General features: G+C 44.9%; 24 protein-coding genes. 17 read left to right on the top strand and 7 right to left on the bottom strand.

What is annotated here, in order from left to right:
• Positions 1–98: 98 nt before the first annotated feature.
• Positions 99–971, bottom strand: a complete 873-nt coding sequence (locus ACMQ5W_RS07360; RefSeq protein WP_419024576.1) for a LysR family transcriptional regulator — start codon at positions 969–971, stop codon at positions 99–101.
• A gap of 226 nt (positions 972–1,197) precedes the next feature.
• Between ACMQ5W_RS07360 and ilvD the strand changes: the two genes are divergently transcribed.
• From ilvD to ACMQ5W_RS07325, 7 genes are all read left to right on the top strand, one after another.
• Entirely contained in the window at positions 1,198–2,877 is a 1,680-nt protein-coding gene (gene ilvD, locus ACMQ5W_RS07355) for a dihydroxy-acid dehydratase (protein ID WP_419024574.1), read from the top strand.
• A gap of 19 nt (positions 2,878–2,896) precedes the next feature.
• Positions 2,897–3,679, top strand: a complete 783-nt coding sequence (locus tag ACMQ5W_RS07350) for an aspartate/glutamate racemase family protein (RefSeq protein ID WP_419024572.1) — start codon at positions 2,897–2,899, stop codon at positions 3,677–3,679.
• A 22-nt stretch (positions 3,680–3,701) separates the two neighbouring features.
• Positions 3,702–4,493 carry an aspartate dehydrogenase domain-containing protein gene (locus tag ACMQ5W_RS07345; RefSeq protein WP_419024570.1) on the top strand — a complete coding sequence of 264 codons (792 nt, stop codon included), beginning with the start codon at positions 3,702–3,704 and terminating at the stop codon, positions 4,491–4,493.
• 587 nt (positions 4,494–5,080) lie between these two features.
• On the top strand, positions 5,081–5,953 hold the full coding sequence (locus tag ACMQ5W_RS07340) for a LysR family transcriptional regulator (protein WP_148490510.1): 873 nt from the start codon (positions 5,081–5,083) through the stop codon (positions 5,951–5,953).
• A gap of 130 nt (positions 5,954–6,083) precedes the next feature.
• Positions 6,084–8,459 (top strand): glycyl radical protein, encoded by a 2,376-nt coding sequence (locus tag ACMQ5W_RS07335; protein WP_148490511.1) that lies wholly within the window; start codon positions 6,084–6,086, stop codon positions 8,457–8,459.
• 16 nt (positions 8,460–8,475) lie between these two features.
• Entirely contained in the window at positions 8,476–9,396 is a 921-nt protein-coding gene (locus ACMQ5W_RS07330) for a glycyl-radical enzyme activating protein (RefSeq protein WP_419024568.1), read from the top strand.
• 14 nt (positions 9,397–9,410) lie between these two features.
• Complete coding sequence (locus tag ACMQ5W_RS07325; RefSeq protein ID WP_419024566.1) at positions 9,411–10,220, top strand: shikimate dehydrogenase family protein; 810 nt, start codon at positions 9,411–9,413, stop codon at positions 10,218–10,220.
• Positions 10,221–10,544: 324 nt separating this feature from the next.
• Here the strand turns inward: ACMQ5W_RS07325 and ACMQ5W_RS07320 are convergent, their stop codons facing one another.
• Both ACMQ5W_RS07320 and ACMQ5W_RS07315 read right to left on the bottom strand, forming a co-directional pair.
• Positions 10,545–11,828, bottom strand: a complete 1,284-nt coding sequence (locus ACMQ5W_RS07320; RefSeq protein ID WP_419024564.1) for a sensor histidine kinase — start codon at positions 11,826–11,828, stop codon at positions 10,545–10,547.
• Entirely contained in the window at positions 11,825–12,550 is a 726-nt protein-coding gene (locus tag ACMQ5W_RS07315) for a LytR/AlgR family response regulator transcription factor (protein WP_419024562.1), read from the bottom strand. Before ACMQ5W_RS07315 ends, ACMQ5W_RS07320 begins: the two co-directional genes overlap by 4 nt.
• A 175-nt stretch (positions 12,551–12,725) precedes the next feature.
• Between ACMQ5W_RS07315 and ACMQ5W_RS07310 the strand changes: the two genes are divergently transcribed.
• Together ACMQ5W_RS07310 and ACMQ5W_RS07305 are read left to right on the top strand one after the other, a co-directional pair.
• Complete coding sequence (locus ACMQ5W_RS07310; RefSeq protein ID WP_419024560.1) at positions 12,726–12,872, top strand: cyclic lactone autoinducer peptide; 147 nt, start codon at positions 12,726–12,728, stop codon at positions 12,870–12,872.
• Entirely contained in the window at positions 12,865–13,428 is a 564-nt protein-coding gene (locus ACMQ5W_RS07305; protein WP_419024559.1) for an accessory gene regulator B family protein, read from the top strand. Before ACMQ5W_RS07310 ends, ACMQ5W_RS07305 begins: the two co-directional genes overlap by 8 nt.
• Positions 13,429–13,506: 78 nt before the next feature.
• On the opposite strand, the gene ACMQ5W_RS07300 is transcribed toward ACMQ5W_RS07305, so the two are convergent.
• Both ACMQ5W_RS07300 and ACMQ5W_RS07295 read right to left on the bottom strand, forming a co-directional pair.
• Positions 13,507–14,136, bottom strand: coding sequence for an anti-sigma factor family protein (locus ACMQ5W_RS07300; RefSeq protein WP_148490518.1), 630 nt, complete (start codon positions 14,134–14,136; stop codon positions 13,507–13,509).
• A gap of 10 nt (positions 14,137–14,146) precedes the next feature.
• Positions 14,147–14,620: an RNA polymerase sigma factor gene (locus ACMQ5W_RS07295; protein ID WP_148490519.1), complete on the bottom strand. Its 474-nt coding sequence runs from the start codon at positions 14,618–14,620 to the stop codon at positions 14,147–14,149.
• Between the two features lie 270 nt (positions 14,621–14,890).
• Between ACMQ5W_RS07295 and ACMQ5W_RS07290 the strand changes: the two genes are divergently transcribed.
• Together ACMQ5W_RS07290 and ACMQ5W_RS07285 are read left to right on the top strand one after the other, a co-directional pair.
• A complete protein-coding gene (locus tag ACMQ5W_RS07290) occupies positions 14,891–16,309 on the top strand; it encodes an MATE family efflux transporter (protein ID WP_419024557.1) in 1,419 nt (472 codons plus the stop codon).
• Entirely contained in the window at positions 16,299–16,883 is a 585-nt protein-coding gene (locus ACMQ5W_RS07285) for an AAA family ATPase (protein ID WP_419024555.1), read from the top strand. The genes ACMQ5W_RS07290 and ACMQ5W_RS07285 overlap by 11 nt, the downstream gene beginning before the upstream one ends.
• A 111-nt stretch (positions 16,884–16,994) precedes the next feature.
• On the opposite strand, the gene trxA is transcribed toward ACMQ5W_RS07285, so the two are convergent.
• Together trxA and ACMQ5W_RS07275 are read right to left on the bottom strand one after the other, a co-directional pair.
• On the bottom strand, positions 16,995–17,306 hold the full coding sequence (trxA, locus tag ACMQ5W_RS07280) for a thioredoxin (RefSeq protein ID WP_419024553.1): 312 nt from the start codon (positions 17,304–17,306) through the stop codon (positions 16,995–16,997).
• Positions 17,307–17,311: 5 nt separating this feature from the next.
• Positions 17,312–18,079, bottom strand: a complete 768-nt coding sequence (locus ACMQ5W_RS07275) for a lysophospholipid acyltransferase family protein (RefSeq protein WP_148490523.1) — start codon at positions 18,077–18,079, stop codon at positions 17,312–17,314.
• Positions 18,080–18,194: 115 nt separating this feature from the next.
• On the opposite strand from ACMQ5W_RS07275, the gene ACMQ5W_RS07270 reads away from it, so the two are divergent.
• The 6 genes from ACMQ5W_RS07270 to rd are packed head-to-tail and all read left to right on the top strand — an operon-like array spanning position 18,195 to position 21,653.
• Positions 18,195–18,422, top strand: coding sequence for a hypothetical protein (locus tag ACMQ5W_RS07270; RefSeq protein ID WP_148490524.1), 228 nt, complete (start codon positions 18,195–18,197; stop codon positions 18,420–18,422).
• The gene (locus ACMQ5W_RS07265; RefSeq protein ID WP_148490525.1) at positions 18,403–18,714 is read left to right on the top strand and encodes a YbjQ family protein; all 312 of its coding nucleotides are present in this window, start codon (positions 18,403–18,405) and stop codon (positions 18,712–18,714) included. Before ACMQ5W_RS07270 ends, ACMQ5W_RS07265 begins: the two co-directional genes overlap by 20 nt.
• Positions 18,715–18,737: 23 nt before the next feature.
• Positions 18,738–19,382, top strand: a complete 645-nt coding sequence (locus ACMQ5W_RS07260; protein ID WP_419024551.1) for a phosphatase PAP2 family protein — start codon at positions 18,738–18,740, stop codon at positions 19,380–19,382.
• Complete coding sequence (cysK, locus tag ACMQ5W_RS07255; protein ID WP_419024549.1) at positions 19,372–20,298, top strand: cysteine synthase A; 927 nt, start codon at positions 19,372–19,374, stop codon at positions 20,296–20,298. The genes ACMQ5W_RS07260 and cysK overlap by 11 nt, the downstream gene beginning before the upstream one ends.
• 12 nt (positions 20,299–20,310) lie before the next feature.
• Complete coding sequence (locus tag ACMQ5W_RS07250; RefSeq protein WP_148490528.1) at positions 20,311–21,492, top strand: PucR family transcriptional regulator; 1,182 nt, start codon at positions 20,311–20,313, stop codon at positions 21,490–21,492.
• On the top strand, positions 21,489–21,653 hold the full coding sequence (gene rd, locus ACMQ5W_RS07245; RefSeq protein ID WP_148490529.1) for a rubredoxin: 165 nt from the start codon (positions 21,489–21,491) through the stop codon (positions 21,651–21,653). The genes ACMQ5W_RS07250 and rd overlap by 4 nt, the downstream gene beginning before the upstream one ends.
• Positions 21,654–21,659: the final 6 nt, after the last annotated feature.

Raw genomic sequence — 21,659 nt, 5'->3', positions numbered from 1 at the left:
AAAGAGTACCAAAAAAAGCAATTAAATCGGTGCGATAACTGATCGATTTCCATAAACGCCGCATGTCTGAAAATGAAACATGCGGCGTTATTTATCTGTTATACATTTTTTGCTGTCTGCTCTGCCAGTTTTATGAATTCTTTCGTAGCCGGAGAGGCGTGTTTGAAGGAACGAAGACAGATTCCGATCACTCGATACAGATCTTCCGCGAATTCTTTGGCAATGGCCCCGTCAGGAAGCTTTGTAAGCTGCAGCGTCGAAGTGACATATACGCCCAGGTTTTCTTTTGCCATGGCGATGCCGGCAGCATCGCTGGCGGTGTGAAAAGTGATATGAGGCGTAAATGGATGTTCTCGCATAATCTGATTTACGATGTCGTCGCACCCATCCATAGGCATGATAAAATCACAGCCATTAAGCATTTTAACGGGTATTCTGTCGTGGACGGCGAGGGGATGCTCGCGGTTCATGATGACACAATATGTATCGTGGAACAGCGGACGAAACTCATATTTGTTCGGCGTGGGCGGACTCATAAAAGCCAAGTCCAGGCTGCCGCTCATAAGATTCTGAGTTAAGTCAGAGTGAGAATACTCTTGTACAGAGATCTTGATATTGGAATAGGCACGAGAGAACTTTGCAATGATAGCAGGAACAGATGACAGCAGCGTAGAATTATAAGCACCAATATGAATGGAACCAGAGAGTAAGCCGTTGATGGCGTCAACTGTTTCTTGAAAATCGTTGGCGTTTTTTATAATCTGTCTGCAGTAATAGAGCAGTTGCTCACCGCCGTCCGTAGTTTTGATGGCATCTTTACTTCTGATCAAAAGAGGAAACCCGACTTCTTTTTCCAGAGAATCGAGCATATGGCTGATTCCTGGCTGGGAATACCCCATGGCCTGTGCTGCTTTTGTAATGCTTTTCATTTCTACAACTTTGATAAAAGCCTGATATTTGATAAGATTCATGTGCCCTCCTCGTCTCATTCAAGATTGGAATAAACAATATTGATTTATAGAATGGTAAGACCATAAAAGACTTGGAAGTGCTGGTGTTTTCCCCAGTTAAACCCCAGCCCTTTAGAAAGATCTTTTTCATTCATAACTTGAATAATTAATATATGATATATTCATTTTACACCTTTCTGCCCCCGTTGTAAACTGATTACAAAAGAACAGTAGAAAGGTAATTGAAATGGATTTCACAAACAAGATTTTTGATGGCCCGATAGCGACGCATTGCCGCGCTACGTATAAGGGCAGTGGATATGATCCGCGTGATTTGGCCAATCGGCCGCATATAGGGATTGCCAACGCATTTTCTGAGCACAGTCCTGGCCATAAGCCCCTGAGAGAACAAGTTGAAGCAATTAAAAATGGAATCTGGCAAGCAGGAGGAATTCCCTTCGAATTTGGTATTCCATCCACTTGTGCAGAGGTTGCCATCGGGCATTGCGGCATGGAGCAGGATATGGCCATGCGGGATTTAGTGGCCGGAAGCTGTGAATTGGTCTCAAATATTCAGCATTTTGACGGGCTGGTTCTGGCAGCTGGCTGTGACAACATTGTCCCTGGTACACTACTTGCAGCGGCTAGAACTGATAAGCCGACCATCTGCTTTGTCAGCGGTCCGATGCTATCGGGGAGGTTTGGCAAAGAGCCGCTGGCTTTAGGAGATGTTTTAGAAATGTCTGTCGGCGAGTTAAATAAAAACAAAGGGACCGTGGATGAAAGATACATGGAAAAGCTGGAAATGGGCGCTTGTCCGACCGGTGGTGCCTGTCCGCTGTTCGGCACGGCCAATACGATGCAGGTTCTTGTGGAAGCGTTGGGAATGACACCGGAATACTCCTCGACGATTCCGGCGGTATATACCGACAAAATGGTCAGCGCACAGCGCATTGGCAGACGTATTGTAGAGATGGTCTTTGAGGATCTGAGACCGTCGCAGATTATGACCAGAGAAGCCATTGAAAATGCCATCAGGCTGGACCTTGCCATTGGCGGTTCTCTCAATGCGATCCTTCATTTACTGGCTATCGGAAATGAATTGGGTATCCCGGAAATCACTTTGGATTTATTTGACCGAATGAGTCATGAGACGCCGTGCATCGTAAATATAAAGCCCTGCGGAGAGTATACAGTCGATAAACTGTTCTATCTCGGAGGTGTTCCGGCAATTATGAAACAGATTGAAGGGCAGCTGCATAAAGAGTGTCTCAATGTGTCAGGCCACACAATGGGAGAAATCTTGCAAAAGGCTCCCGCGGCCAGTAACGATGTGATTCATGGCATGGAGAACCCTTTGACGGAAGACGGAGGCCTTGCCGTACTGAAAGGAAACCTCGCTCCAAAGGGATGTGTCATGAGATCCTCTTCTGTTGCCCCTTCCATGCATCATTTCTGCGGCCAGGTTAGGGTGTATGACAGTGACGCAGCGGCATATGACGCGCTGATGAGCGGTGAGGTAAAGCCGGGTTCGGTGATTGTCGTCCGCTACGCCGGTCCTATCGGCGCACCTGGCATGGTGGAGGTGGAATGTACCGCTTCAGCGATTATCAACTTGAAGTTAGACGAAAGCGTTGCATTAGTGACAGATGGCAGATTTTCGGGCTTTAATCACGGTCCTATTGTAGGGCATGTATCGCCGGAAGCGGCGGCAGGCGGGCTGATTGCCTATGTAGAAAACGGAGATTTCATAGAAATCGACATTGAAAAACGTTCTATCAGTCTCCTGGTTGATGAAGAGGACATCAAAGAGAGAAAGAAACAGTATGTGCCCCCTGCCCCAAAATTGACGAGAGGATTTATGCGCACTTACGCAAAGAATTGTCTTCCAGCAGAGCTTGGCGGGGCAATGCAGAAATGGGATTGAATTTGAAAGGATGATAGGTATGAAAAATGTAAATGAATACGGCTACATGACGCCGTCTCACAAAGAAAATACGTGGATGGAGATGAAAAAGGGGCAGAATATCGCGGGCTACGGCATTGGCATTTTGCTCCTCGACAAGGTGTGGTATCCGATTGTACCGGGGAATGTGGTCAACGCCTGGACTTATAAATATCCCGTGCGCTTCAAAGCAGTAAAAGGGTTGGATACACCGACGCTGCACAGCGGCGCGCCAGAAGCCTATGAGGCTATTTTGGAGGCAGCAAAGGAACTGGAAGCGGAAGGTGTCAGAGCGATTTCCGGCGCCTGTGGATTCTTTGGGAACTTCCAAAAACGCCTTGCTGCAGACATGGACATTCCGGTCGCAATCTCAAGCATGGTCCAGGTTCCATGGATTCGTACACTTTTGAAACCGGGTGAAAAAATCGGTATCATGACTGCCAATGCAATCGCTATGAGTGAACAAATTTTTGAAAGTTGTGGCATTGATAAGACTGACGATCTGGTCATAGCCGATTTACGTCACGGCGAGAATTTCCACAATATCATGGAGGATCAGGGCAGCTTTGACAACACAGGCGTTCGCAACGACGTGGTGAATGCGGCGATGAAATTGGTAGAAGAAAATCCCGATGTGGGCGCGATTCTTCTCGAGTGCAGTGACATGCCTCCTTATGCCTGGGAAATTCAAAAAGCGACAAAGCGTCCCGTCTTTGATTTTATCACATTAATTAATTGGATGGAAAATGCGTGCCAGCAGCGACCATACGATGGCTGGATTTAAACGTTGAAAAGGAGAATGAATTATGAGAAAGAATAAGTTTGCAATGATTGGGAATGGTTTTCTAGCCAGCACTATCGCAGACGCATACTGCAGAGGTGCGATGCCTGAATATGAGCTGACAGCTGTTTTTGGCATTGGCGACGAAAGGTCACAGCAGATTGCAGAAAAATGCAGCTGTAAAGTGGCGCAGAACGTGGATGAACTTCTTGCGACAAAGCCGGATATCGTCGTAGAGGTGGCGTCCATAGAAGCTGTGCAGGAATACGTGGTGAAAGTTTTGGAACACGGCATTCCTTTTGTAGCACTGTCAATCGGTGCTTTTGTTGATGGACCGTTCTATGAAAAGGCCAAGCAGACAGCGCAGGAGCATAATACGAGGATTTACTTCTCATCAGGAGCCATAGGCGGCTTTGATGTCATGCAGACCATCGCTTTGATCGGCGGAGCGGAGGCAGAACTGACCCTGACAAGAGAGGCGTCTACATATAGAGATACGCCTGTATTTAGCCAAGCTGTGCTTGACTCTGGTGAAAGGGGGCTGTTGTTCGAGGGCACCGCAGCAGAGGCAATTCCTCTGCTGCCTAGAATGATCAATATCGGTGTGGCGACGTCTCTTGCGACGATTGGTCCCGACAAGACACGCATCAGAATTTACGGCGATCCCAATATGCCTAATGATGATGATGTGTATATCAAAGTCGCTTCAGAGCAGGCATCGGCAGAAATGAAAATCTACTCAAAGTCATCAATTCTAGTAGGCTGGAGTGTCGTGTCGCTGCTAAACAACCTAGTGTCACCCGTATATTTCTATTAGCTGAAAAGAGTCCGCAGTTGGTATGATTTAAAAAAATGTCCAGGACATTTTTCTTGAGAGTGTGCGACTGCGGACTAAAATCTGCTGTTGAGGCCGAGAAGAGTCCGCAACTGACACAGTTTAAAAAAATGTCTAGGACATTTTCTGCAAGAGTGTGCGACTGCGGACTAAAATCTGCCGCACAGGCTGAGAACAGTCTGCAACTGACATAATTTAAAAAAATGTCTAGAACATTTTCTGCGAGAGTGTGCGACTGCGGACTAAAATCTGCCGCACAGGCTGAGAACAGTCCGCAACTGGCATGGTTTAAAAAAATGCCTAGAATATTTTCTGCGAGAGTGTGCGACTGCGGACTAAAATCTGCCGCACAGGCCGAGAAGAGTCCGCAACTGACACAGTTTAAAAAAATGTCTAGAATATTTTCTGCGAGAGTGTGAGATTACGGACTAAAATCTGCCGCACAGGCTGAGAACAGTCCGCAGCTGGCATCTCCTATTTCAGCATTGACAATACAACCCAAGGCTTTTAAAATGAGCATAGTGAGATTTATCTTTTAACGCCAGAAATCGAAATGAAAGGGTGGAAAAATGGACTTAAAGAAATACGAGGTACTGCTGAAGGTGGTAGACCGTGGCAACATCAATAACGTAAGCTATGATCTGGGTTACACCCATTCTGGTATATCGAAAATGCTCAACAGTATGGAGGCCGAACTTGGATTCCAAATTATCAAAAGAAATAATAAGGGCATCACGCTTACACCAGAAGGAGAAAAGCTGATGCCGATTATTCGTAATATCGTAAAAGAAAACGAGAAACTTGAAGAAGAGATTTCTTTAATCAACGGCCTGGAGAAGGGAACTGTGCGAATCGGCTGTTTTCCGACGACTGCCTTTGTATTGATACCCGGTTTGCTGAAAAAATTCTATGACAAATATCCGAGAATTCAAATAGAGGTTTTGGAAGAGCACAGCCTCGATCAGTTAGAGCAGTGGCTCAATCGGGGAATCATCGATATTGGTATTTTCAGCCGGCAGCCCCACCATCACTTTGAATGGTTGAAAGAAATCGACGACGAGTATGTCGCACTTCTTCCTGCTGGACACCCTTTGTGCAGCCACGAAATCGTTCCAGTCAAAGAACTCTTTGAGGAGAGAGTGCTTTTGTTTAAATCTCACAAAGGTTTGGATCAGGATATCGTTCAAATCATGAAGTATGTGGACGTAAAAGAATATGAGGGCTACACTTCCAATTCAGATTTTACAGTTATCCGCATGGTAGAGCAAAATGGTTTCGCTGCCATCATGCCGAAACTGATTGCAAAATATGCTGTATCCCTGTTTGATGTGGAATATCGACCTATTGATGTGGATATGAATCGAAAGATCGGTTTTGCCGTCAAATCAAAAGCAGACATTTCCCCTTCGCTCAAACGATTCCTCAGCTGCATCAAAGACTGATAATTATGAGGGCTTCGTACGGATTGTCAACGTGATATTGACGTTTGTCCGCTACCATTAAGACTGGTTTTAAAGTATGATTTATATAAGATATAAATCATACTTTTTTTGATAGAAAGAGGAGCGGAAAATGAACAAAGATAGAATTGATATGATGAACGAACGTCTCAAAGATTCAAAGCCACAGCTTGATGTAGAAAGAGCTAAGCTGGTGACAGAAGCCTATGAGATATATGCAGACTGTACCCCGGTACTTCGCAGAGCACATGCATTCGCATATATTCTCGACAACATGGAGCCTAACATGCAGGAGGGAGAACTCCTCGTCGGAAGCCAGACCAAGAGAGTCAGAGGCGTACCTGTATTCCCTGAATTTGGTGCAAAGTGGGTCATCGACGAAATTGACATGTTCCCTACTCGCGGTACAGATCCAATCGTCGTTACACCAGAAACAAAAGCAGAGATTCTGCCGATTTTAGAAAGCTGGGGAGACAACACTTTTGACATGCAGTCAACTGCGGTTCTCGATCCATATGTATTAAAAGCACAGGAATGCGGCGTGCTGTCCGTAGGTGCGAGAACGACAGGCATGGGACATATCTCACCAGATTATCCGAGAATCCTGCCGATGGGACTTCGCGGCGTCATCAACCAGGCAAAAGAGATGATTGAAAAAACGCCGGTTTTAACACCGGAGGATATGAGAAAAGTAGACTTTTGGAACGCAAACATCATCTCCTGTGAAGCAGTAATCAGATTTGCCCATAAATTCTCTGACCACGCTGGCAAACTGGCAGAAACAGAAACAGATGCACAGCGCAAGAAGGAATTGCTGAAGATTGCAGACGTGTGCTCCAATGTACCTGAAAATGAACCGAGAGATTTCTGGGAAGCGCTGCAGTTCGTATGGTTCTTACAGCTGACGATTCAGATTGAAGACAACGGACACTCCATCGCAGTGGGCAGACTTGACCAGAACTTATATAAATACTACAAAAAATCAGTTGTCGATGGCGATATGCCTGCTGAAGATGCAGAAGAATTGCTGGCGGCATTATATATCAAATGTACAGAAATCCTCAAGCTGAGAGACGCTTTTGATTCCCTCGGATTCGCAGCTTATCCGATGTGGCAGCAGATGGCAATCGGCGGTTTGGGCAGAGACGGAAAAGATGCAACCAACGAACTGACATATTCCGTATTCAAGGCCTGGGATTTGGTGCAGACAGTACAGCCTACTATGGCTCTGCGTGTCAACGACAACACGCCGGATGAATTGATGGACGTTGCTCTGGCAATGGTACAGAAAGGTTATGCAATTCCTGCTTTCTACAACGACAACCTGGTTGGCAACCTTTTGAAGAACAAAGGCGCAACAGAAGAAGATTCCAGAGACTGGACTGTTCACGGTTGTGTAGAACCATATGTCATGGGCAAGTCTGACGGCCGTCCGAACGTAGGTTATGTAAATGCAGCAAAATGTATCGAACTGGTCATGAACAACGGCTGGGATCCAGTGGCTCAATGCGAAATGGGTCTCAAGACAGGTGATCCGAATACATTTACCAGCATCAAAGATTTTGAAGAGGCTCTGCACAAGCAGATCGTACACTTTGTCAAAATCATGTGCGAAGCTTATACAAAAGTTTGCGCAATGCACGCAGTCTATGTGCCAAAGGGATATGCGTCAGCCTTGGTAACAGATTGTATTGCAAGAGGTAAATCCCTGGAAGAGGGCGGCGCTCTGTACAACAGTTCTGGCGTATTCCTCGTCGCCATGGCAAATGGTGCTGACTGTCTGGAAGCCATCGACTATGTCGTCTTCCAGGAAAAAATGATGAATGCCGGTGAGTTTAACGAAGTTCTGCAAAACAACTTTGAAGGAAACGAAAGACTGCGCAACATCATCCTCAACAAAGTTGACAAATACGGAAACGACAGAGATAGAGTTGACGGATATGCCAACCGCATGATCCGTGCATATAACGAAGAAATGGTCAAATACCGTGACAGCCGCGGCGGTACATATGAGAACTGCATCTTGTCCACATCTTTTAATGTACTGCAGGGCAAGACCATTGGCGCTACTCCGGATGGAAGACTGGCAAGCGAACCTGTTTCTGACAATGCATCCCCGATGGTCGGCCGCGATGTAACAAGCCCGACTGCAACAATCAAATCTGTCGCATCTATCGATCAGAGCGATTGTAACAATGGTGCACTGTTTAACATCAAATTCGATCCAAACATCGTACAGGGTGAAGAAGGAAAACAGATTTTGAAAAATGTCATCAAGTCATACTTTGATATGAACGGCGAGCACATTCAGATCAACGTGGTGGATGCAGGAACACTTGAGGCTGCACAGGAGAATCCGCAGGATTACAAGAACCTCCTCGTCAGAGTAGCTGGTTACTCCGCATACTTTATCGAACTGGACAGAGATGTACAGAACAATATCATCGGCAGAACTGCTCACAAAAACGTAGGCGGATGCTGCTGCTAAGAATGGTGAATATTTAATGAAAAAAGGAACGATTTTTAATATACAGAAGATGTCCATCCACGACGGTCCGGGAATCAGAACGACGGTGTTTTTTAAAGGATGTCCTTTAAACTGCCTCTGGTGTTCTAATCCAGAAAGCCAGAAAGTGGAAAAAGAAGTAGCTTGCTTTCAAAGCAGATGTGTAACATGTGGGTATTGTGCCGAGGTTTGTCCGAAAGGATTGATCGAGGCACAGCCTCCTTTTGAAATTACAAATCGCGAGGAATGCGATTTATGTGAGATCTGTGTGAAAGAATGCTGTACCAACGCAAAAAAGGTGGTAGGTGAAGACTACACTGTGGATGAGCTCCTGAAAGAAATCATGAAAGATAAATCCTTCTATGACTCATCTGGCGGCGGAGTCACCTTTTCTGGCGGCGAGCCGCTGATGCAGTCTGCTTTTCTGAAAGAAATTCTGGCCGCCTGCCGGGAAAATGGCGTACATACGGCTATAGAGACCACAGGCATGACAGATACAGACAGCTTGATAGAAACCGCCGCTTTGCTAGATTTGATCTTCTATGATGTGAAACACATGGACGATGAAACCCATAGGGACATTACGGGAGTTTCCAATGAGAGAATTATCGCAAATCTCGCAGCATTAGCAAAGGCTCACGACAACATCGTGGTGAGAATACCAGTCATTCCTGGTATCAATGACAGCACAGAGAATCTGCGGAAGACGGCAGACTATGCCGCATCCCTCAATATCCCGTCAATTGAACTTCTGCCGTATCACAACCTTGGTGAAGTCAAATATGGTCAGCTGGGGCGGGAATATGCACTGGCTGATACACAGAAACCATCAGAAGAACGGATGAACGCCCTGGCCGATGAGATGAGAAACGCGGTGGGCGATAGAAATACCGAGATTACCATAATGAAATCCATGTAAGAGGAGATGTTTCTATGAAATATGGATCAATTGGTCAAAATATGACCTACAGCTATTCTAAGATCATTCACGAGGCTTTAGGCGCATACCCTTATGAACTGCGCTCTCTGGAGCCAGAGGAACTGAATGAGCTCCTTCAGAATAGGGACTTTAACGGTCTGTCAGTCACGATACCGTACAAGAAAACAGTGATCCCTTACTGTGATCATCTCTCGCAGCTGGCTGCTGAAATTGGGGCCGTCAATTGCCTCTATTTTGATGAAAACCATGAACTCCATGGAACCAATACAGATTATACAGGATTTTTGTATGCAATAGATACAGCCGGGATTTCTGTCCGCGGCAAGAAGGTGGTCATTTTGGGAAATGGCGCCACCTGCCAGACGATTAAGAAAGCGGTGACAGACAGAGGTGCCTCCGAACTTGTGATAGCCTCTAGGAAGGCGGCAGTGCCAACTGAAATGACGGTTGGCAGTTGTAACTGTCTCATGGTAAATTACGAGGATTTGTCCGATCATGCTGACGCTGAAATCGTTATTAACGCCACTCCGGTGGGTATGTACCCAGGTGTTTCTGATCGCCTGATTGATCTGAGGGCCTTTCCTTGTTGTAAAGGTGTGTTCGACGTGATATATAACCCGTATTATACGGCCCTCGTCAAGCAGGCAGTTGACCTTAATATTCCCTTTGCCAGCGGTCTTTCTATGCTGGTGGCGCAGGCCACAGCCGCCGCAGGCTATTTTACAGGGAAAGGAAGTTTCTACGAAAAGGAAAATGAGCGAATCATCTCTATGTTGAAGAGAGAGTTTGTTCAAAACAATTAACGCGGGTGATCAGAAGATTCCAGCCAAATCTTCTGTGTACTTATTATGAAGGCGATATCGACGCAATGGATGTCGCCAGAATATCAAAGAACGCACATTGCGAAGGGCTGCCCTTTACGGGCAGCATCTGTGCATAGGAATCTCCAAGCCCTAGCCCGATTTACTTAAAGTAAATCGTTGGCAGGTCTCATGCGAAAAGTCCCCAAATCTCCATTTGGCAGACTTGACCGTTCGGTTCCGTCATGCACGCGTTCTTTACAGCCAAAAGCGCGGCAGTTGCTCTCCATCTGCCGCGCTGATTTTTTTGTCCTCTGTATCTTCATTTCAGGCTGGAGGGTTGCGGCTGAGAAGGTAGAGAATTACTTCTACCGCAAAGATCCCTTGCTGAAAAGAGATATCTAAGGTTCCTTGATATTTGTGTACCACAGACTGTACATTTTTCAAGCCGATGCCGTGATATTGCTTGTTTGTTTTCGTCGTGCTGAGAGATTTCTTCCGCTTTCCAACATAAGAGTTTTTTAACTGTATGACCAGCCGCCCCTTGTCATAACTGATGAGCAGGGAGAGTTCTTTCTGTCCGCGACTTACCTCTTCGATGGCCTCTACGGCGTTATCAATCAGATTGCCGAGAATGATGGTTAAATCAAAATCATCGATAGGTAAATCCGGCGAAATATGTGGCAGGTAAGTCATTTTGACATCTTCTTCGCTCAAAGCCCCGAGTTTGTAATTGACCAGACTATCCAGAGCCAAAAGACCGGTATTGGAAATACTCTGCTTGCCCTGCAGCTGCTGTGTCAGGGACTGCGCGTACTGGGTCAGCCCATCTTTATTTCGCTCGTCTACCAAAGCGTCTAAGGCAGTTAAATGATTTTTCAGATCATGTCTCAGCGCGCGTGTTGCTTCTTCAGAGCCTTTCATGATCAATAACTGCTGTTCGTAGGATTTGTTCTGCTGTGCCATCATATAGTTTTCCATCTCCAGCTTCGTAAGACGGGAAATTCTGTCGTAAGTATAGAACCAGAGAATGTTGATGCCCAATATGATGATTGAGTCTATGATGACCAGGTTAGGGCTCGTATGCGCCGATAAACTGTTTAGAAGCAAGGTCAGGCTGCCGAAGGGTATCAAGATAATAGAGATCCAGTAAGAAGTTGCGATTTTAGCGCCATCTTTCAGATTAACAAAGTTCTCCAATAAAAGAACAATGAAGAATGTCAGGATGGTGATCGAGGTGATACCAAAAACAGAATTGTATTTCATTGCTGTGTCTAAATCCTGAACATAATAACCCGTTGCATAGTTTATGAATAATTCAATACAATTGATAATCAAGCAGATTAAAATAATCGATGCAAAGCGCGCTTTGGCAGAAGCAACATATAGAAATGTTAACAGGAAATATAAAATTGTGCTTAGAGATAAATATATGATGGGCGGTGTATCAAAGAATACTGTAATGCTGATAACGAAAGCATAGAAAAGATATGCCCCAATCTCAACTGGTTTCCCCACTCTTTTTTCGACGTAAAAAATTCGCAGCATACGATACAGCACATAAGCATAGAAAAAATTGTTGATGATGTAGGCGGTAGTGTATGTGTTCATTTCAGTAAACCCCTTGCTTCTAATTCACTTTTTTCAATCGCTCTAAGTTTCTTCCTATATGTTTGGCTGACCATAATTTCGATGTTATTTTGCATCAGTACAGAGCTTCCTAAAAATGCGGTTACCTTTTTAATATTGATGACATAGGAGCGGTGTATCTGAGTAAAATACTTTGGCAGATCAGAGAGTAATTCGTTGAGATTTCTGTAGAATTCAAAGCTTTTTGTTTCGGTTACGAGAAAAATTTTTCTTAGGCGGCTTTCGAAGTATAGAATTTCGCTAAACTTCAGTTTATAGTCTTGCCCTTTTATTTTGAAGCGAAAATACCCTTCTAATTCATCTGAAAGACGAAGTGCCAGCTCTAACGCTTCGATGATCGTTTCTTTTGTAAAAGGCTTTTCTATATAGCTTAAAGGACGCATGTCCAGCAACTGGCGTGTATACTGATTGGTTCCAGTGATGTATATGAGTTCGGTGTTGTAATCGTTTCTCTTTTTACGAATATCATATCCTACATCAATTCCGCTCATCGCAGTCATTTCAATATCTAAAAAAATCAGGTCGAATTGGATCCCTGCGTCGAGATGCTGGCAGAGCGCTTCACCACTGTAGAATACTTCTACTTCAATATGTAACTTATTTTCTTTCACGTAAGTGGCAATCATTTGGTCTATATGATTGCATATAGTTTTATCGTCATCACAAATGGCTATTCTAAACATTTTATCATATCCTTAAATTTGACTTCTGGGGCTATTCTAGCACAAGACATTGCAGGTGTTAAGTAGTTTTCTTATTTGGTTACAAAATAGCATAACCTTCGTTACATTGCTCCGCACAACATCTTATAATATGTATAATAATACCATAAATCATATTAAGGAAGAGGTGAATATAGTGAACATACTGAAAAAAAAATCAATGGAACTGCTTGCGAAGGAAGCGAAGTTGATGACAAAGTTTAACGTGAATTCAACGTGTAGAAGCATTACTTATCAGCCGCAGATGCCAAAAGGTGCGGACAAGCTAAAGAAATATGACTAGTATTTCTGAGAGGCTGTTAGGAAGTTTAATTAAAGAAAATATCATTTCTGCGGAAGATAGGGAAATATATTTATTTGGGATAAAAGAATTGCTTTCGCAGATTTTTACTTATTTCATTATGTTTGGAATTGGTGCTGCCTTGGGCATGTTGATAGAGACGATTGTTTTTACGGCAGTTTATATGTCACTGCGTGTTTATGCAGGAGGTTATCATGCATCAACACAGCTAAGATGCTACATTTTGTCGTTTGGGATGTTAATCGCAGCGTTGTTGGTTATCCGCTGGATTAATGTTTCTGAGATTGTAGCAGGAGGGGCTATCATTTTAATAGGCGGTATTATTTATTTTATGGCGCCGTCCGAACATAAGAATAAGCCGTTGTCGCAAAATGAAAAGAAGATTTATAAGAAAAAAGTAGGAAAAAGGGTTATTGTTTGTATTATGATTGCCTTTGCAGCAGCGGTAATTGATGTAGGAAAGATACTGGACACGATAGGAGTTGCAATGATGCTCCTCGTCATTATGATGATTTGTAATCGGCAAGAAAAGTGTTAGTATAGTTTGTGTGTGGATAAAAGATAAACTGCCGGTATGATATTTTTATTAATGTCATGCCGGCAGTTTTTAATGCTATTACAATTTTCCATCTGCTAAGTCTTTGATTTTGATCTTTACGTCTTTGTCTTTGTATTTGATAGTGACCACATCCTCGTCCGTCAGCTTGCGCTTGTTGCCATCTGTATTATAGATGGTGTCGTCATCGAGGAAGGTATAGCCGAAGTAAGCTCCTTTATGCGTCGGCTTTTTTAGTGGATTCTGGCGATGCATCTGCAGATTCACCTGTTCGCTGCCATCATCTAAGGAATAGTCTAGATAAGATTCCATGATCAGCTTTTCGTCCTTTGCAAAAAAACTCAATGTCACGACTTCTCCGACTTTTTCACATTTCACGGTGACGTCTCCTGAAGATGGCGTCCATTCATGTCCGTAGTAGTAAGCGGCGCCCCCAAACAGCAAGGCACATACCAAGACAGTTGCGCCGATGGCTTTCCAGGTTCTCTTTTTTAATTTTTTAAATGGGTTGATTTCCTTGGCGTTTGCGGTCTTAATCTCCGGTGCATCAACACTGGTCTGCATCTCTTCTAAATATTTTCTGCACGCAGGGCAAGTTTTCAGGTGCTCTTCGATCGCCCTGTTGCTCTCCTCGCTAGTCAATTCTTCAATGTAACTCGGGAGTAAGTCTCTGATTATTTCACACTTCATCTCTATTCACCTATCCTTTCGTAATCTTTTGTTTTGCACGGTAAAAGGTCACCCGCGCCCAGTTCTCGCTTTTTTCAAAAATGTCTCCGATTTCCCTGAAGGAAAAAGCACCAGTCAGCCTGAGAAGTACGATCTCTTTTTCGGTTTCAGATAAAACATGGACCTTGCGGAACAGTTCCATCTTCTCCTCCTTGAGACAGGCCTTGCTCTCCGGCGATGCTTCCTCTGAAACAATGCTGTCTGTCAGCTCTGATGGATCTCTGCGCTTTCGTTTGTCCAGCTCCTGGTACCATAGGTGCTTTGCGATTTGACAGAGCCAGGTGGAGACTTTGCACGTTCCGTCAAATTTTTCGGCACAGCGCACCGCCTGATAAAAAGTCTCCTGGGTCAGTTCTTCACTGGTGTGATCGTCATGACACAGGGTCATCAGGAATTTAAATACGGTCTGCGCATAGTCGTTGTACACGACGTCCATGTCTAACATGTTATCACCTCTCTTACTGCTTTACCCATATATCGTCAAATCGCAGGTTTCGTTACATTGATTATAAAAAATATTTTAACACAGAAGAAAAAAACTTTTGCAAAATATTTTTTCTATTGATATAATAGGGCTGTAACGTGTAGCGAAAGCGTAATCCCAGTTTTCGTCAGACGTTATTTTTTTGTTCTCATTTAGCGCGCAGCCAAAGGCGTAAGACCAGCTTACCCTTTGCCTGTGCGTTTTTTGTAAGTAAAAATAGGAGGTTTTTATATGAGCGAAGGAAATGTAAATTCATTTCTTGAAAAAGAGAAAATCGGCAGCCTGATGAGGAAATATGCGCTTCCATGTATTATATCACTTTTAGTCGCTGCCCTTTATAACATCGTGGACCAAATTTTTATTGCCAATGCGGACTATCTAGGTTCCTTTGGAAATGCCGCTAATACGGTGGTTTTTCCTCTGACAGTAGTCGCCCTGGCTATTGCAGTCATGATCGGCGACGGCTGCTGTGCATTTGTCAGCATCAGTTTAGGGGCGCGAAATGAGGAAAATGCCCACAGGAGCATTGGAAATTCAGTGGTGCTGTGTATCGGCGCCAGCATTTTGGTGACGGCCTTATACTTCTTATTCCAGGAGCCGATTTTGACCATGTTTGGCGGCAGAGTAAACGAAGAGACCTTTGCCCTGTCCAAAGAGTATTTTACCTATATCACCGTGGGAATCCCCTTTTATATGTTCGGCCAGGCCATGAACCCTGTCATCAGATCCGATGGCAGCCCTAAATTTGCCATGCTGTCTACTTTGGCAGGAGCGGTGGTCAATATCGTGCTCGACCCTATCTTCATCTTCGGATTGAAATGGGGTATGATGGGAGCCGCTGTCGCTACGGTCCTCGGGCAGATTTTAACGGCAGGGTTGGCAGTGTGGTATCTGTTTCATATAAAAACAGTAAAATTGCAAAAAGACAGTTTTTCTCTCCATGGTAAAGTGATTTCCCGCTTTCTTTCTTTGGGCATCTGCAGTTTTTTGTCACAGATATCCTTGGTTGCCGCCATGGCAGCGATCAATAACATGATTCAAAAATACGGCGCTATGGATGTCGTCTTTGGTCAGGCAGAATATGCACAGATCCCCATGGCAGTGGTAGGCATCGTCATGAAGTTCTTCCAGATTGTCATATCCATCGTGGTGGGCATGGCCGCCGGCTGCATTCCCATTGTGGGGTACAATATCGGCGCTGGCAGAAAGGACCGGGCCGGGAAACTATTTAAATATCTGCTCCTGGCAGAGGGCTGTGTAGGTCTTGCGGCCCTTCTCATTGTAGAATTCATGCCGAGACAGCTGATTGCAATCTTCGGCGCAGCTAACGAGAGCATTTATTACACCGATTTTGCAGTCAAAGCCTTCCGCGTCTATCTCTGTATGATTATTTTAGCATGCATCAACAAAGCGACGTTTATTTACCTGCAGTCTCTGGGAAAGGCGCTGCTCTCCACGCTGCTATCCATGGTCCGCGAAGTGCTGTTTGGCGTAGGCTTCGCATTGCTCCTGCCCGCATTTTTCGGACTTGACGGCGTATTATATTCCATGCCCATTGCAGATGGCGCCACCTTCATTATTTCGGCGGCAGTCATCGTGTATACCCATCGATTATTGAAAGAAACAGGAGGAACCGAACATGTCAAATAGAATTATCACCATAAGCCGAGAGTTCGGCAGCGGCGGCAGAACCATCGGCAGGCAGACTGCGAAAAAATTGGGGATTTCCTGCTATGATCAGGAGCTGTTAGATGAGATGGTAAAAGAGAGCGGTTTCGCCGCAGATTATGTAAAAGAAACCAGTGAATATTCGCCGCATAACAGCTGGCTGTCCCACGCATTTTCCAGCAGATCTATGGAGGGATTCTCTAACGAGGACTTCCTGTGGAAGCTGCAGGTGAAAATTATCAACGAAATAGCGGTAAAGGAGCCCTGCGTCATCGTAGGTCGGTGTGCCGACTATATTTTACGCGGCAAAGCCGATTTGCTCACGGTGTTCATTCATGCGGACCTTGCCTTTCGCAGTAAGCGAATCGTCCAGGTCTACGGTGAATCTGATGACGTTCCGGCAAAAAGACTGCGAGAGAAAGACAAACGCCGGCAGGCGTACTATCAGTTTTACACCGACATGAAATGGGGAGAGGCTCACAATTACCATATTTCGTTGGACAGCGGCATACTCGGCATTGAGAAGTGCGAGGAGCTGATAGCAGAACTATTCTGAACTGAAAGTGCTGCAATTTAAAAGAGAAGGGGCAGGCTCAATGCCGTGCTCCCTTCGCACTTTTAACTTTTTGAGGCTGCATGGAGGCAGCTCCTTAAAACCTTTTTAATTTTACAGTCCCAGCTGAGCAACCAATGCAGCTTTTGGCAATGCGCCCATGGTCTTCGCTTTGATTTCACCGCCTTCGAATTTAGCGACAGTCGGGAGGCTCATGATTCCGTACTGCAGAGCGACTTCCTGCTCATCGTCGGTGTTGAGCTTGCAGACCTTTACTTTGCCGGCGTATTCTTCTGCCAGCTGGTCGATGGTCGGCGCCAGGTTGACGCAGTGGCCGCACCAAGGTGCCCAAAAATCTACTAATACAGGAATGTCAGATTCTAAAACTTCCTTCTGGAAAGTGTCTTTTGTTAAGTTAATAATCATATTCTCTACTCCTTTTCCTTTGCAGCCGCTTCGCGTTGTTCGATCAGCTGCGTTAGTGTTGTCCTAATAGTATTATCAACTTCGTGAGTTATATTCGCAATCTGATGCCTGTCCAAAGAAGCTGTATCAATTGCGGGATGGATGACTACATCGATAACGGCACCGCCTGTAATGATGCTCCTGGTTTCGAAGAGATCATAAGAGCCATTGATGGTGATAGGAACGATAGGTACCTTTGCTTTGGTAGCCAGTTTAAAGCTTCCGGCTTTAAACTCGGCCATTCTAGGGCCGCGGCTCCTGGTCCCTTCTGGAAATATGACCAGAGAAAACCCATCTTTGAGGGTATCCACTCCGGCCTGTATGGATTTAAGCGCTTCTCTCGTGTTGCCCCTTTTAATAAAAACACCTCTGATTGTCCTGATCCATTTGCCAAAGTAGGGAACGTTCTCTAATGCATCTTTTGCGATAAAGCCGATCTGTCGTCCTTCCAGTGCCTTAAATAATACTACAATATCTCCATACCCCTCATGGTTGGAAATAAACACACATGGCCCATTTTCTGGCAAATTCTCTCTGCCACTGATATTGACGGTCAAATCAAAGAGGTCAATAACATTATCCACCCATAGACCTGTCCAATATGCAATCAGTTCGCGCTCTTTCTCGAAATCACCGGCCTGCCTGGCCGCAGCAATTTCCTTCATATGCTTATTAAATATACCAACGGATCGGAACAGCCTGATGCCGTTGGGGATGTTTCTGAATAATTTCAAATTCGTATACCTCCAATATAGAATTTCGCTCTCTACTAATATAACATAAAATCAGTGGAAATATCTACTCAAAAAGAGTATAATATTAGCATTAAGCGAATGAAAGGAGAACATCGTGGATAAGAGATATATTGCCCCTGTTGTCATCACGATACTGGCAGTTATTTATTTCCTGGGAATAGCCATTTGTTTTGCGTGTTCTATCTTTGAAGGCGTGCCGCTGGCGGCGGTTCTTTTGATGCTTTTCATTCCCATCGGAGCGGCGGCTCTGATTGTATATATGCTAATTCAAAGAATCAAAGAAATTAAGGGAGGCGAAGAAGATGAAGCTCGTAAATATTGATTACATTCCAGGACAGGAATTTGATGTCCTCGGCATGGTAAAAGGCAACGTTGTACAGTCGAAGAACCTGGGTAAGGATATCGGCGCAGGCTTTAAGACCCTCGTCGGAGGCGAACTGAAGGGCTATACGGATATGTTGCAGGAAGCTAGACAGATTGCAACAAAGAGAATGGTAGACGAAGCGGAGAGTTTGGGAGCCGATGCCATCGTCAACGTTAAATTTGCCTCATCTGCAATCATGCAGGGAGCTGCAGAAGTCATCGCTTATGGAACAGCAGTAAAATTTAAATAAACGAAATCAAAAGGGGAAATTTGATGGAGAGAATTGACAGAGAAAAACTAGTTTTACGGTCAGTTATCATAGGCGGAGCATTGATATGCTTCGCCTATATTGCATACACGGTGATGAGCTGTGATATCCTCGGCTTTGATACCGCAATCAGGGAATGGGTCTATGGCCTGCGAAGCCCGCTGCGTAATAAGATTTTGATCTGCATTACTTATCTGGGAAATTGGCAGACCATTGTAATGCTGGGATTGGCTTTATTGATTTATCCGGGCACCAGAAGAAAAATAGGTCTGCCATTTGCTGTAACTGCAATTTCTTCGACGGTGATATACAAAATAGCAAAGTCGATTTTTCAGAGACCAAGGCCGGACCTTTCGGTCCGTATCATCGAGGAAAGCGGCTATTCTTTTCCCAGCGGACATTCTATGAACTGCATGGTGATATACGGGATTCTGATCTATCTGACCAGGCGCTATTGCAAGAACAGAACTGCGGCAAATTGGATTACCGTTTTGCTGGGATTGTTAATTCTGGCTATCGGCTGCAGCCGGGTATACGTGGGCGTACATTTTCCGACAGACATTTTGGGAGGATGGAGCTTGGGCATCGCCGTGTTGACGGCGGCAATCATGATAATAGAGCGAATAAGAGGTGGAGAATATGATCATTGATTCAATTACAGAGGCGATTGGAAAAACGCCTTTGATGAGACTGAAAAAAATAGAGACGATAGAGCACGCGGAGGCAGCTATCTATGGGAAGCTGGAGGCCATGAATCCGGCGGGCAGCATCAAAGACAGGGCGGCACTGTGGATGATCAGAGATGCAGAGGAGAAGGGGCTGCTCAAGGAGGGCGGCACGATTATAGAACCGACTAGCGGAAATACGGGAATCGGTCTTGCAGCCATTGCTGCAGCAAAAGGATATCAGGCCGTATTTGTGCTTCCTGATACCATGAGCGTAGAGCGAAGGAAGCTTCTGGCCGCCTATGGGGCTCAATTGGTGCTTACTGAGGGGGCAAAAGGCATGCAGGGGTCCGTAGATAAAGCGGAAGAACTGCACCAGGCAATTCCCGGCAGTATCGTCGCTGGTCAGTTTGTAAACTTTGCCAACGCACAGGCTCATATCGATTCCACCGGACCGGAGATTTGGGAAGACCTTGACGGCAAGGTGGATCTGCTCGTGGCGGGTGTAGGCACTGGCGGCACGATTACTGGAATCAGCAGGTTTCTAAAAGAAAAGAATCCTTCGGCAAAGATTATCGCAGTTGAACCGAAGAACTCCCCTCTTCTGTCGGAAGGAAAGGCGGGACCGCATAATCTTCAAGGTATTGGCGCTAATTTTGTTCCCCCAGTGTTGGACCAGAATGTGATTGACGAAATTGTAACAGTTTTGGAAGAGGACGCTTATGATTTGGCAAGAAAACTGGCAAGGGAAGAAGGCTATCTGGCAGGCATCACGTCTGGTGCGGCCCTTTGGGCAGCGGTGCAGCTATCAAAACAGCCGGAAAATAAGGGGAAAAATATTGTCGTAGTATTACCTGATTCAGGAGAGCGGTATTTATCCACGGTTCTCTTTGACGAATAAAAAGGAGAAAATATGGCAGTTACGGTAAAAGACTTGCTGGGCCTCCCAATCATGAAGAACTTTAAGGTGATTGCTGGCAGCAAAGGATTGACAAAAACCATCACTACTACGGAGATTTTGGACTTTGAGTTTATCCGAGAGGGCTATAGGGAAAGAATCTTTGAGGGCAACAGTCTGGTTCTGTCCAGTCTGCTGTTTGCCAAAGATCAACCGGAATTGATTTTTGAGGCCATCAAAAAATTAGTTTATCTCAATGTGCACGCTTTTGCGTATAAGCCGGTCTTTTTCAATGCGCTGCCGCAGGAAGCTTTAGACTATGCGGAAAAAATGAGCTTCCCTATCTTAGAATTCGGTGATGATGAATTCTTCGAGGAAATCATCTTCAGCATTCGCGGTCTGGTCGAAAAGGATCATGCGTTGGGATTTATTGAACCGCTGCTAAAAGAGATGGTGAACAGAGACTTCACGAAAGAAGAAGCGGAGGCTGCGAGAGATCAGATAAACCCTCTGCTGCGGCCTGTCGTTGTGGCGTTATGTGTGAAAGTAAAAGGAATGGACGAATCGCAGGTGATGCATGTGATTCGCCGCAGCAAACCAGATGAAAGGCTCGCCAGTAAGACTTTTGTAGGTAAGTTAAACGATCGATTTATCATCCTGCTTTCCAGTGATGAACTGAATACGGCCAGATATCAAGCCATTTTTGAGGATGTGATGGTAGCTTACGGTTTAGCGGGAAATGAGTTTACCATTGGGATCGGTCATCCGAGAAATTTAGCAGAACGGTTCGAATTGAATATTCGCGAAGCCTACTGGGCGGAAAAAGTGGCAGAAATTGAAAATGAAGATGTTAAATATTATAAAGATTTGGGTATATACAAGCTAATCGTGACCCATATTAATTCTAAGAGAACAGAGGAATACATGCGGGACTATCTGGCGCCAATCTTTGACGAAGACGATAAAGATGCAGATTTGCTGCAGACTGCCATTGAATATGTTCTCGCAAAGGGAGACATGATAAAGGCTGCAGAACGGCTTTACTGCCATAAGAATACGATCAGATACCGCATTGGCAAGCTACAGGAGAAATTAGATCCTAATACCAATGAGAAGGAATTCTATCAAAATCTTGCTGCGGCAATCAAAGTATATTTATTATTGAATATGATAAGACAACAGGAGGAAGAGAAATGAAAGTATATGTATGTGGAGCGTGTGGTTATGAGTATGATCCAAAAGTCGGTGATCCAGACAATGGAATTGAACCGGGAACAGCATTTGAAGACCTTCCAGAGGATTGGGTATGCCCTCTCTGCGCACTTGGAAAAGACGTATTTGAAGAAAAAGCAGAGTAACGAGGT

The organism is Emergencia sp. (assembly GCF_048465375.1).
Classification (GTDB): domain Bacteria; phylum Bacillota; class Clostridia; order Peptostreptococcales; family Anaerovoracaceae; genus Senimuribacter.
The sequence above is the reverse complement of the archived record's forward strand: the minus strand, read 5'-3'. Positions and strand labels throughout refer to the sequence as shown.

Excerpts from the sequence above, each read along its gene's own strand:
- rd (WP_148490529.1), top strand. The coding sequence starts at position 21,489 with ATGAAAGTATATGTATGTGGAGCGTGTGGTTATGAGTATGATCCAAAA.
- ACMQ5W_RS07290 (WP_419024557.1), top strand. The coding sequence starts at position 14,891 with ATGAGCGAAGGAAATGTAAATTCATTTCTTGAAAAAGAGAAAATCGGC.
- ACMQ5W_RS07350 (WP_419024572.1), top strand. The coding sequence starts at position 2,897 with ATGAAAAATGTAAATGAATACGGCTACATGACGCCGTCTCACAAAGAA.
- cysK (WP_419024549.1), top strand. The coding sequence starts at position 19,372 with ATGATCATTGATTCAATTACAGAGGCGATTGGAAAAACGCCTTTGATG.
- ACMQ5W_RS07335 (WP_148490511.1), top strand. The coding sequence starts at position 6,084 with ATGAACAAAGATAGAATTGATATGATGAACGAACGTCTCAAAGATTCA.
- ACMQ5W_RS07345 (WP_419024570.1), top strand. The coding sequence starts at position 3,702 with ATGAGAAAGAATAAGTTTGCAATGATTGGGAATGGTTTTCTAGCCAGC.
- ACMQ5W_RS07285 (WP_419024555.1), top strand. The coding sequence starts at position 16,299 with ATGTCAAATAGAATTATCACCATAAGCCGAGAGTTCGGCAGCGGCGGC.
- ACMQ5W_RS07305 (WP_419024559.1), top strand. The coding sequence starts at position 12,865 with ATGACTAGTATTTCTGAGAGGCTGTTAGGAAGTTTAATTAAAGAAAAT.
- ACMQ5W_RS07265 (WP_148490525.1), top strand. The coding sequence starts at position 18,403 with ATGAAGCTCGTAAATATTGATTACATTCCAGGACAGGAATTTGATGTC.
- ACMQ5W_RS07325 (WP_419024566.1), top strand. The coding sequence starts at position 9,411 with ATGAAATATGGATCAATTGGTCAAAATATGACCTACAGCTATTCTAAG.
- ACMQ5W_RS07320 (WP_419024564.1), bottom strand. The coding sequence starts at position 11,828 with ATGAACACATACACTACCGCCTACATCATCAACAATTTTTTCTATGCT.
- ACMQ5W_RS07250 (WP_148490528.1), top strand. The coding sequence starts at position 20,311 with ATGGCAGTTACGGTAAAAGACTTGCTGGGCCTCCCAATCATGAAGAAC.
- ACMQ5W_RS07300 (WP_148490518.1), bottom strand. The coding sequence starts at position 14,136 with ATGAAGTGTGAAATAATCAGAGACTTACTCCCGAGTTACATTGAAGAA.
- ACMQ5W_RS07340 (WP_148490510.1), top strand. The coding sequence starts at position 5,081 with ATGGACTTAAAGAAATACGAGGTACTGCTGAAGGTGGTAGACCGTGGC.
- ilvD (WP_419024574.1), top strand. The coding sequence starts at position 1,198 with ATGGATTTCACAAACAAGATTTTTGATGGCCCGATAGCGACGCATTGC.
- ACMQ5W_RS07295 (WP_148490519.1), bottom strand. The coding sequence starts at position 14,620 with ATGTTAGACATGGACGTCGTGTACAACGACTATGCGCAGACCGTATTT.
- ACMQ5W_RS07260 (WP_419024551.1), top strand. The coding sequence starts at position 18,738 with ATGGAGAGAATTGACAGAGAAAAACTAGTTTTACGGTCAGTTATCATA.
- trxA (WP_419024553.1), bottom strand. The coding sequence starts at position 17,306 with ATGATTATTAACTTAACAAAAGACACTTTCCAGAAGGAAGTTTTAGAA.
- ACMQ5W_RS07315 (WP_419024562.1), bottom strand. The coding sequence starts at position 12,550 with ATGTTTAGAATAGCCATTTGTGATGACGATAAAACTATATGCAATCAT.
- ACMQ5W_RS07330 (WP_419024568.1), top strand. The coding sequence starts at position 8,476 with ATGAAAAAAGGAACGATTTTTAATATACAGAAGATGTCCATCCACGAC.
- ACMQ5W_RS07360 (WP_419024576.1), bottom strand. The coding sequence starts at position 971 with ATGAATCTTATCAAATATCAGGCTTTTATCAAAGTTGTAGAAATGAAA.